This is a genomic window from Amycolatopsis sp. NPDC003861, assembly GCF_053605405.1.
Genome location: NZ_JBSGJD010000298.1, coordinates 1 through 10674, shown reverse-complemented (window position 1 = coordinate 10674; position 10674 = coordinate 1). Strand labels below are relative to the sequence as shown.

Below are 10674 nucleotides of genomic sequence, written 5' to 3'. Positions count from 1 at the left end.
CCATCGCCTTCGGCATCGGCACGTCCGAGGTCGAGCACGTCATGGCCACCCAGACGCTGCCGCTGCGTCCGTTCAAGACGATGGCGATCACCGTCGACGGACAGCTGCGCCCGGGCGTCACGGCGAAGGACATCATCCTCGCGGTGATCGCCAAGATCGGCACCGGCGGTGGCCAGGGTTACATCCTGGAGTACCGCGGCGCGGCCATCGAGGCCCTCTCGATGGAGGCCCGGATGACCGTCTGCAACATGTCGATCGAGGCCGGCGCCCGCGCCGGGATGATCGCCCCGGACGACACGACGTTCGAGTACCTGAAGGGCCGCGCCCACGCACCGCAGGGCGCGGACTGGGACGCGGCGGTCGAAAACTGGCGGCAGCTGCGCACCGACGACGGCGCCGAGTTCGACGCCGAAGTGCACCTCGACGCGAGCGCGCTGACCCCGTTCGTGACCTGGGGCACCAACCCCGGCCAGGGCCTCCCGCTGGGCGCCGAGGTGCCCGACCCGGAGGCGATCCCGGACGAGAACGACCGCATCGCCGCTGAAAAAGCCCTGTCCTACATGGACTTGAAGCCCGGCACGCCGCTGCGTGAGATCGCCGTCGACACGGTCTTCCTCGGCTCCTGCACCAACGGCCGGATCGAGGACCTGCGGGCCGCGGCCGAGGTGCTGCGCGGGCGGAAGGTGGCGGAGTCGGTCCGGATGCTGGTGGTGCCCGGCTCGATGCGCGTCCGCAAGGCCGCCGAGGCCGAGGGGCTCGACCAGGTCTTCACCGAGGCGGGCGCCGAGTGGCGCCAGGCCGGCTGCTCCATGTGCCTGGGCATGAACCCGGACCAGCTGAAGCCGGGCGAGCGCAGCGCGTCGACGTCGAACCGCAACTTCGAGGGCCGGCAGGGCAAGGGCGGCCGGACGCACCTGGTCTCGCCGCTCGTGGCCGCCGCCACGGCCGTGCGGGGCACGCTGTCGTCGCCGGAAGACCTGCTGACCGCCGCCCGCTGACCCACCCGAGGAGCTACAGCCATGGAACCGTTCACCCAGCACACCGGCGTCGGCGTCCCGCTGCGCCGGTCCAACGTGGACACCGACCAGATCATCCCGGCGGTCTACCTCAAGCGGGTGACCCGGACCGGGTTCGAGGACGGCCTGTTCGCCGCCTGGCGCGGCGACGAGAACTTCATCCTCAACCAGGGGCCGTTCAAGAACGGGAGCGTGCTGGTCGCGGGCCCGGACTTCGGAACCGGTTCCTCCCGCGAGCACGCCGTCTGGGCGCTGATGGACTACGGCTTCAAGGTCGTCATCTCCGCTCGGTTCGCCGACATCTTCCGCGGCAACTCCGGCAAGGGCGGCCTGGTGGCCGCCCAGTGCGAGCAGCACGACGTCGAGCTGCTCTGGAAGCTGCTGGAGAACGAGCCCGGCACCGAGGTCACGGTCGACCTGGAGACCAAGACGGTGCAGGCGAAGGACTTCACCGCGCCCTTCCAGATCGACGACTACGTGCGCTGGCGGCTGCTGGAAGGTCTCGACGACATCGCGCTGACGTTGCGCCATGCCGGTGAGATCGACGCTTTCGAGGCGAGCCGCCCGTCCTGGAAGCCGACGACGACGCCGGTGTCCGCCGGCTAGTGGTATCGGGGGCGGAACCGCTTGCCAGACAAGCGGTTCCGCCCCTTTTTTCGTTTCTGCTGACCGCCCTCCGCGAGCCTCCTGTCGCGGTTCGGCGTTCGCCGGAACCCGTCCCAGGGCAAGGGAAAGTTCCGCACGCCGGTTGGAATCGCGCTGCCTTGGTAATACCGTTGTGGCCAGCCGGCCGACGCGGCCGTGGATCCTTCCTGGAGGACTGGACATGGCCAACAAGGCCCAGCTGATCGAGGCGCTGACCGAGCGCCTGGGCGACAAGAAGGCCGCTGCCGAGGCGGTCGACGGTCTGGTCGACATCATCATCCGGACGGTCAACAAGGGCGAAAAGGTCAACATCACGGGCTTCGGAGTGTTCGAGAAGAGGGCCCGAGCCGCCCGGACGGCCCGCAACCCGCGCACGGGCGAAGCGGTCCGCGTGAAGAAGACGAACGTGCCGGCGTTCCGCGCGGGGACGACCTTCAGGGACGTGGTTTCCGGAGCGAAGAAGCTACCGAAGGCGACGCCGGTTCGGCGCGCAACGGGGGCTGCGGCTGCTTCGCGCGCGGGTGCGGCGAAGCCGGCTGCGGCGGGTGCTGCGGCGAAGCCGGCGGCGGCGCGTTCGACGGCTACGCGGACCAGGGCAGCGGCGGCCAAGCCGGCGTCGACGCGGACGGCGGGCACCCGGACCGGGGCGACTCGGACGGCGGCCACTCGGACGACGGCGGCGAAGGCGGCGGCGAAGCCAGCGACGACCCGGACTCGCGCCACGGCGGCGAAGCCGGCTGCCGCGGCGAAGTCGGCTACGGCTGCGAAGTCGACCACCGCGGCGAAGTCGGCTACGGCTGCGAAGTCGACGGCTGCAAAGTCGGCTACGGCCGCGAAGCCGGCCACGGCGGCGAAGACGACCACGGCTCGCAAGACCCCGGCCGCCAGGACCACCGCGGCGAAGACCCCGGCCCGCCGAACCTCGGCCGCGGCGAAGAAGGACTGAGCCGCCCGAAACTGTCGTGCCCCTGCGGTAACGTGAAATCAGGGGGACCCCCTGGGGGCGACCCCCTGCTAGACGAGCAGCTTTTCGGCAGGGCCCCGCGCGACGTGCGTGGGGCCCTGCCGCGTGTCCACGCCCTGCGGCGGAAGAGATCCACGCCCGGAGGGGCGGTCGGCGCGCTGGGATGGTCGGCTTGCGCCCCTTGGCGGTCGGATCGCGCGCCTCGGCGGAGGGGCCGCGCGCGGGCAGTCGGCTTCCGCGTCTGGACGGTCGGATTCGCGCCCGGAGGATCGGATCGCGTACCTGGTTGGTCGGCTTGTGTACCCAGGTGGTCGGCTCGCGCGCCTCGGCGGTCGGCTTGCGTGCCTGGTTGGTCGGTCCGTGCACCAATGTGGTCGGCTCGGGTACTTGGCGGGGCGGTTCGCGCCTCGGCGGTCGGCGCCCGCGCCCGGATGGTCGTTCGCGTGTCTGGGTCGTCGGGTCCCGCACTGGCATGGCCAGCTCGGGTACCGGGCGCGACTGTCCGCGTACCCGAGGCGTCGGCTCGCGTCTCCATAGAGTCGGCTCGCGGACCCGGACCGTCGGCTCGCATACCCACGGCGTCGGATCCTCACGAGCCCGGACCAACCAGCCGCCCGAGCCGGAACCAAACCGGCGCCCCGCAACCGATCCCCGCCGGGCGTCCCACCGACTCCGCGGCGCAGATGGGAAGTCACCCACCGCCTGCGTCGGTGCAACGGTCGGCGCCGGGACCGGTTCCGTCCAATTTTGCGAAGTTGCTTGAGCGCCCGGCCGAGTGATGCCACGCTGCGTTCCTCGGGCCCGCGTCCGGCGGGGCCGGCCGTGGGCGAGGCGAACCTGGGGGCGAACCACCATCGACATCCGGCTGCTCGGCCCGTTCCAAGTGCTCGTCGACGGTTCGCCGGTCGTGCTGACCAGTTCCCGCCAGCGCGCCCTGCTCGCCACGCTCGCGCTCGCCGCCGGGCGGCTCGTCTCCATCGATGCCCTCGCCCGGGGTGTCTGGGGCGAGACCCCTCCCGCGCACATCCGGGGCAGCCTGCAGACCTACGTCATGCGCCTGCGCCGGCTCTGCGGCGAAGACACCGTCGTCACCGAACCGGACGGGTACCGGCTGGTCGTCGACCCGTCCCGGGTGGACGCCCTGCGCTTCCTCCAGCTGCTCGACCAGGCCGCCGCCGCGGCGGAACCCGCCCGCCGCCGGGAACTGCTCGCCGCCGCCCTCGACGGGTGGGGTGTTCCGCTCGAAGGGGTCGGCTCTCCGGCGCTGGCCGCCGAATGGGGGCCGCTGCTGACCGAGCGGTACCTCTTCGCCGTCGAACAGCGGATCGACCTCGACACCGGGCTCGTCCCCGATGCGCGGCTCGTCGCCGAACTCACCGATCTCGTCGCCCAGCACCCGCTGCGGGAGTCGTTGTGGGAACGGCTGGTGCGCACCCTCGCCCGGTCCGGGCGCCGCGCCGAAGCGCTCGCCCGCTACGCCGGGCTGCGGGCGTTGCTGGCCGACGAACTGGGCGTCGAACCCGGCGAAGACCTCCGCCGTCTGCACGCCGAACTGCTCGCCGCCGACGCCGATCCGGCCGTCCACACCGTTCCGCGGCAACTGCCCTTCGACGTCGCCGGCTTCACCGGCCGCGGCCCCGAACTGGCCGAACTCGACAGGCTGCCGCCCGGGGACGGGTCCGGCATCGTCGTCATCGAAGGCACCGCCGGCGTCGGCAAGACGTCGCTGGCCGTGCACTGGTCCCACCGCGTCCGCGAGCGCTTCCCCGGCGGCCAGCTGTTCCTCGACCTGCGCGGCCACTCCGCCGACACCCCGGTCACGCCCGGCGCCGCGCTGGCCGGCTTCCTGCGCGCCCTCGGCGTCCCGGCCGAGACGCTGCCCTCCACTGTGGAGGAACGCTCGGCGCTGCTGCGCAGCAGGCTGGCCGGCAGCCGCACCCTCATGCTGCTCGACAACGCCCGCGACGCCGACCAGGTCCGCCCGCTGCTGCCCGGGTCCGGGAACCTCGTCGTGGTGACCAGCCGCAACCAGCTGCGGGGCCTCGTCGCCCGGGACGGCGCCCGCCGCATCGCCCTGCGGTCCTTCGACGACCGCGACGCGGCCGCGCTGCTCGCCGGCAGCGTCGGGCCGCAGCGCCTCGCCGCCGAACCCGACGCCGTCGCCGAACTCGTCCAGCTCTGCGGCCGCCTGCCGCTGGCCCTGGCGCTGGCCGGAGAACGCGCTTCCCGGTTCTCCGGCGTCTCGCTCGCCGGAATCGTCGAAGAACTGCGCGACCAGCGGCTGCGGCTCGACACCCTCCGCGACCCGCAGGACGCCGGCACCGATCTGCGGGCCGCGTTCTCCTGGTCCTACAAGGCGCTGCGCCCGGCCGCGGCGCGGTTCTTCCGGCTGCTCGGCCTGCATCCCGGCCTCGGGTTCAGCCTGGCCTCGGCCGCCGCGCTGGCCGGCGCCGACCTGCGGGAAGCGCGGGAACTCGCCGACCAGCTCGCCGCGGCCCACCTGCTCAACCAGCCGGGCACCGACCGCTACCAGTTCCACGACCTGCTGCGCGTCTACGCGAGCGAGCTCGTCGAGTCCGAGACGACCGAAGCCGAACGCGCGGCGGCGCTGCGCCGGCTCGTCGACTGGTACCTCGCCAGCGTCGCCGAAGCGAACAAACTGGTCCGCCCGGACCTGCTCACCGAGGACATCACGCTCGACCCGCCGCCGGTGCCCGCCGTCCGCTTCGCGCAGCACGAGCAGACGATCGCCTGGTACACCACCGAACGCCAGGCCCTCACCGCGCTCGTCGGCGTCGCCGCCGAGCACGGCTGGACCGCGCACGCGTGGAAACTCGCATGGCTCCTGCGCGGGTTCTTCGCCGAGCGCCACGACCGCGACGACTGGATCACCACCGCCCGCGCGGCCGTCGCCGCCACCCGGGACGCCGGCGACGGCATGGGCCTCCAGTACAGCGCCAACAACCTCGGCTCGGCCTACCTGCGCACCCTCCAGCCCGACAAGGCGATCGAGGCGCTGGAGGAAGCGCGGGCGGCGTCCGAGGGCGGCGACGGCACCGCGCTGACGGTCGCGATCCTGTCCAACCTCGCCGGCGCCTACTACGTCCGCGCCGAATACGCCGAAGCCGAGCGCTACGCCCTCAAGGCCGTCCACCTCGCGCGCGACCACGGCCAGCGCACGTTCGTGCCGCACGCGCTCCTCAACGTCAGCGCCAGCCGCATCGGCCTCCGCGACTACGACCACGCGGCCGAAGCCGCCCAGTCGGCCCACGAAGCCTTCGCGGAACTCGGCGATCGCTACCACGCGGCGCTCGCGCTCGGGAACGTCGCCGAAGCCCTCGAAGGAGCCGGCCGGCACGAAGAAGCGGAACGCGCCGGGCTCGACGCGCTCGCCGAGCTGAAGGAGCTGAACGCCGACTACGGCACGATCGACGTCCAGATCACCCTCGGCCGGCTCAAGCACCGCACCGGCCGCGCGCACGAAGCGGGCGGCCACTGGGCCGAGGCGCTGACCGTCAGCCAGCGCCTCGGCGACCCCCGCGCCGCGGAGGTCCAGGCCCTGCTGGCCACGGTGCCGACAGAAACCCCCTCGCCCGGGGATGCGCCGTACCCCTAGCCCGGCGCAGCCCAGCGGGACCCGGGACAAGTACACCAAGATCGACTGTCACGCCGCTGTCTCGTCGTGACAGCGGGGGCGCGCCGCCTCAGGAGTGGCTGGGGGAGGGGGCCGGGAGGGCGCTCGGGTGGTAGTCCGCGGCCAGGAGCACCGGGCCTTCGGAGTCCGTGGGCGCGCGGAACGACAAGACCCAGAACGAGCCCTTCTTGCTCGGCACCACGCCGCCGCGCGCGGCCGAGACCTCGACTCCGTCCCGGTCGGCCAGCGCGCTCACCAGGTCCGGGATCACGCCACCCTGGCTGCACACCACCGGCGTCCCGCCGTCGCCGGCCACGGCCAGCAGGCGCGCCACGCCCAGGACCGGGTCCGGCCAGTAGCCCTCTTCCGAGAACAGCGGCTCGTGGCGGACCTCCGCCGGGACGTCCTCCGCCACCCCGTGGACCGTCTGCACGCACCGCAGCCGCGGGGCCGACAGCACCCGGTCCGGGCCGAACAGCGACAGCACCCGGCGCAGCGCCGCCGCCTGACGCTGACCCGCTTCCGACAGGGGCCGGAGGTCGTCGTCGCCGGACCACTCGTCGCGCTTGCCCGCTTTGGCGTGCCGCACCAGCAGCAGCGTCGTCAGGCCCACCGGGAGCTCGCAGAACGCCCGCAGCACCCGGACGTCCTCCGGGCGCGTCAGCAGCTTTTCCGCCGCCGTCGAGTCCAGCCAGCGCAGCTCGTCGACCTCGTCGTTCGCCGCGAACTCGCCGGAAACCGCTTCGGCGGCGAAGTAGTCGACCGTCTTCGGCACCGTCCCGGAGCCGTTCCGGGCGGGCACCGGGTACGCCGACCGGACCAGGTAGCGGCCCAGGACGGCGGTGAACCCGGTCTCCTCCCGGACTTCCCGCACCGCGGCCTCGGCGATCGTCTCGCCCTGGTCGAGCTTCCCCTTCGGGAACGACCAGTCGTCGTAACGCGGGCGGTGCACCAGCGCGACCTCGGTCACGCCCCCGGCGAGGCGCCACAGCACCGCGCCGGCCGCCCGGACCTCCTGGGTCATCCGGCGGCTCCGTGCAGCTTCGCCAGCTCCAGCTGGTGGTCGCGCACGCGCGAGCCGTCGGCGGGGAACGGCGACCACTCGCCGCTCGCGGTCAGCACCCAGCAGCGCGTCGCCGGGTCCAGGGCCGAGTCGAAGATGTTGTCGAGCTGCGCGGTCAGCTTCGGGTCCTTGACCCGCACCAGCGCCTCGATCCGCCGGTCGAGGTTGCGGTGCATCATGTCCGCGCTGCCGATCCAGTGCGTGCCGCCGGCGCGGAAGTTGAAGATCCGCGAATGCTCCAGGAACCGGCCGAGGATCGAGCGGACGTGGATGTTCTCCGACAGCCCTTCGACGCCGGGCTTGAGCGTGCAGATCCCGCGCACGACGATCTCGACCGGCACTCCGGCCTGCGACGCGTGGTAGAGCGCGTCGATGACCTGCTCGTCGACCAGCGAGTTGCACTTGATCCGGATCCCGGCGTCCTGCCCGGCCCGCGCCAGCTCGATCTCCTCGCCGATCGCCCGCACGATGCCGCGGCGGATGCCGTGCGGCGAGGTGAGGATCGTCCGGTAGGTGTCCTGGCGGGAGTAGCCGGTCAGGACGTTGAACAGGTCGGTGACGTCGGCGCCGATGCTCGGGTCGGCGGTGAACAGGCCGATGTCCTCGTAGAGCCGCGCTGTCTTCGGGTTGTAGTTGCCGGTGCCGATGTGGCAGTAGCGGCGGATGGTCGAGCCCTCCTGGCGCACGATCATCGACACCTTGCAGTGCGTCTTCAGCCCGACCAGGCCGTACACGACGTGCACGCCCGCACGCTCCAGCGTCCGCGCCCAGGTGATGTTGGCCTGCTCGTCGAACCGCGCCTTGATCTCCACCAGCGCGACGACCTGCTTGCCCGCCTCCGCGGCGTCGATCAGGGCGTCGACGATCGGGGAGTCACCCGAGGTCCGGTACAGGGTCTGCTTGATCGCGAGGACCTTCGAGTCGGCGGCCGCCTGCTCGATGAACCGCTGCACGCTGGTCGAGAACGAGTCGTACGGGTGGTGCACCAGCACGTCGCCCTCGCGCAGCGTCGCGAACACGCTCTTCGGCGTCTCGCGCTCGCCGAACGCCGGGTGCGTCGCCGGCACGAACGGCCGGTCCTTCAGCTCCTTGCGGTCCACAGCGGACAGCTGGTGCAGGCAGGTCAGGTCGAGCAGCCCGGGCACCTCGACGACGTCCGCCGGGTCGACGTCCAGCTCGCGCAGCAGCAGCTCGAGCATGTGCTCGCTCATGTCCTGCGCGACCTCGAGGCGCACCGGCGGGCCGAACCGGCGCTGCGCCAGTTCGCGCTCGAGGGCCTGGAGGAGGTCCTCGTCCCGGTCTTCGTCGACCTCGAAGTCGGCGTTGCGGGTGACGCGGAAGACGTGGTGCTCGGTGACGTCCATGCCGGTGAACAGCTCGCCCAGGTGCGCGGCGATGAGCTCTTCGAGGGGCAGGAAGGTCGCCGTCCGGCTGGTGCGCTCGGTCTCGACGCGCATCAGGCGCGGCACGTTGCTCGGCACCTTCACCCGGGCGAAGCGCTCGGTGCCGCCTTCGGGGTCGCGGACCGTCACGGCGAGGTTGAGTGAAAGGCCCGAAATGTACGGGAACGGGTGCGCCGGGTCGACGGCCAGCGGCGTCAGGACCGGGAAGATCTGCTCGGAGAAGTAGCTGGACAGCCGGAGCTGGTCGGCGCCGGCCAGGTCGGCCCAGCCGACGATGTGGATGTCCTCCTCGGCCAGCTGCGGGCGCAGGTGCTTCTCGAAGGCGCCGGTCTGCCGCTCGACGAGGTCCTGGTTGCGCTTGGCGATGTAGCCGAGCTGCTCGCGCGGGGTGAGGCCGTCGGCACTGCGGACCAGCAGGCCGGTCTCGTCGCGGCGCTTCAGGCCGGCGACGCGGACCATGTAGAACTCGTCCAGATTGGACGCGAAGATGGCGAGGAACTTCGCCCGCTCGAGCAGCGGCTGCGACTCGTCCTCGGCCAGCGCGAGCACGCGGGCGTTGAAGTCCTGCCACGAGAGTTCGCGGTTGAAGTACCGGTCGTCGGGCAGCGTCTCGACGGCGGTCGGCGCGACGGTGACCGCCGGCGGCGCCGAGGGCACGGCCCGGAACTCCTCGGCGTTGCGGGCGTTGCCCTGCGTGGCGCTGCGGCGCCGCGTCGTGGCCGGGGTGGCCGCGGGCGACGTGGTCTTGCGGGTTCTCGCCTTACCGGCGGTGGCACGGGCGGCGGTGTCGCGCGCGGTGGACTTGGACGGCACCTTCTTGGCGGTGGTGCTCTTCTTCGCCGTCTCCGAAGATTCGCTGGCCGGGCTCCGTCGCCTCCGCGGTGCGGGCGTGCCGCCGTCGTCTGTGCTCACGGCCCCCATTCTTCACTACGTCAGGCGGAATTGCGCAGACCGCGGTGAAGGTCAGATGAACAGCTCGGCGCGGTAGGCCGAGGTGTGTTTCCCGACACCCAGGGCCCGGACGTGAGCGAGATCATCCGGGGTGTCGACATCACTGCGCAGGGTCGGCAGGGCCCCGAGCAGGGGGACGGCCCCGGAGGCGGCGTGCAGCCGGGCCGAACCGGGCCCGAACCGGGGATCGAGGGCGGCCCCGGGGGCGGCGAGCAGGAGGGTGGTGCCGGTGCCCTGGCGATCGGCGACGAAGGCTCGTTTGCCGGCGGGTCCGGCTGCGGTTTGGGCTGCGGCTTCGGCCGTGGTGGTGGTTGCGGCCTGGGCTGCGGCTTCGGCTTCGGCCAGGGCGGCGGTGAGGTCGCCGGCGCGCAGGGCGGGGAGGTCGGCTTGGAGTGCACCGACGGCGGCGCCGGGATCATCGGCTTTGAGCAGGGCTTCGCCGTACCGGAAGGCGGCGTTGAGGCTCTTTTCATCGGGTTCGCCGACGACCTCGACACCGAGCTCGGCCAGCTCGGCAACGGCCCCCGGATCAGCGGCGACAACCAGCACCCGCCGAACCCGGGCACTGGAGGTGACGGCGGCGAGCGTGTCTTTGGCGAAGGCGAGGACCAGGCCGGGATGGTGGGCGGGTTCAACGGCACCACGCAGCCGCGACTTGCCATCGCGGGGGTGCTTGAGGGGTACGACCAGGTCCACGTCCACGTGTCCATCTTTACCCGAAAGCCGGAGCGGACGGGGCCCGGTGGGGTGGGTTGTCCACAGGCGACGAGGGTTGTGGACAGAATTGCGCGGGGTGGGGCTGAGGGCGGGGTCTGTCGGGTGGGGGCGGGCGACGCCGCCCGAGAGCAGCCGCACCTTTCCTGCTGGGCTCCGGCGAAGCCGGAGCCCAGCAGGAAAGACCTCAGTGGCCGGAAGGGGACGTTGACGCCGGACTTGCACCCCGCCCAGGCCTCCCCCGCCACCCCGATCCGAAGCCAGCACGCGGACGGTGGTGCCGG

7 protein-coding genes are annotated in these 10674 nt (G+C 72.4%); 4 read left to right on the top strand and 3 right to left on the bottom strand.

Annotated features, from left to right (window positions below; all coding sequences use genetic code 11):
• From ACWEVN_RS42250 to ACWEVN_RS42235, 4 genes are all read left to right on the top strand, one after another.
• A partial coding sequence (locus ACWEVN_RS42250; protein WP_452055030.1) for a 3-isopropylmalate dehydratase large subunit occupies nucleotides 1-998 on the top strand: 998 nt, incomplete at its 5' end.
• 21 nt (nucleotides 999-1019) lie between these two features.
• Entirely contained in the window at nucleotides 1020-1622 is a 603-nt protein-coding gene (gene leuD, locus ACWEVN_RS42245) for a 3-isopropylmalate dehydratase small subunit (protein ID WP_452055029.1), read from the top strand.
• A gap of 220 nt (nucleotides 1623-1842) precedes the next feature.
• Nucleotides 1843-2607: an HU family DNA-binding protein gene (locus ACWEVN_RS42240; RefSeq protein ID WP_452055028.1), complete on the top strand. Its 765-nt coding sequence runs from the start codon at nucleotides 1843-1845 to the stop codon at nucleotides 2605-2607.
• 925 nt (nucleotides 2608-3532) lie between these two features.
• A complete protein-coding gene (locus ACWEVN_RS42235; RefSeq protein WP_452055027.1) occupies nucleotides 3533-6241 on the top strand; it encodes a BTAD domain-containing putative transcriptional regulator in 2709 nt (902 codons plus the stop codon).
• 88 nt (nucleotides 6242-6329) lie between these two features.
• Here the strand turns inward: ACWEVN_RS42235 and ACWEVN_RS42230 are convergent, their stop codons facing one another.
• From ACWEVN_RS42230 to ACWEVN_RS42220, 3 genes are read right to left on the bottom strand one after another with little or no spacing between them, the layout of a single operon-like run.
• Nucleotides 6330-7283, bottom strand: a complete 954-nt coding sequence (locus tag ACWEVN_RS42230; protein ID WP_449681496.1) for an NUDIX hydrolase — start codon at nucleotides 7281-7283, stop codon at nucleotides 6330-6332.
• Nucleotides 7280-9646 carry an RNA degradosome polyphosphate kinase gene (locus tag ACWEVN_RS42225; protein WP_452055026.1) on the bottom strand — a complete coding sequence of 789 codons (2367 nt, stop codon included), beginning with the start codon at nucleotides 9644-9646 and terminating at the stop codon, nucleotides 7280-7282. Before ACWEVN_RS42225 ends, ACWEVN_RS42230 begins: the two co-directional genes overlap by 4 nt.
• 42 nt (nucleotides 9647-9688) lie before the next feature.
• Nucleotides 9689-10378 carry a 2-phospho-L-lactate guanylyltransferase gene (locus tag ACWEVN_RS42220; RefSeq protein ID WP_452055031.1) on the bottom strand — a complete coding sequence of 230 codons (690 nt, stop codon included), beginning with the start codon at nucleotides 10376-10378 and terminating at the stop codon, nucleotides 9689-9691.
• Nucleotides 10379-10674: the final 296 nt, after the last annotated feature.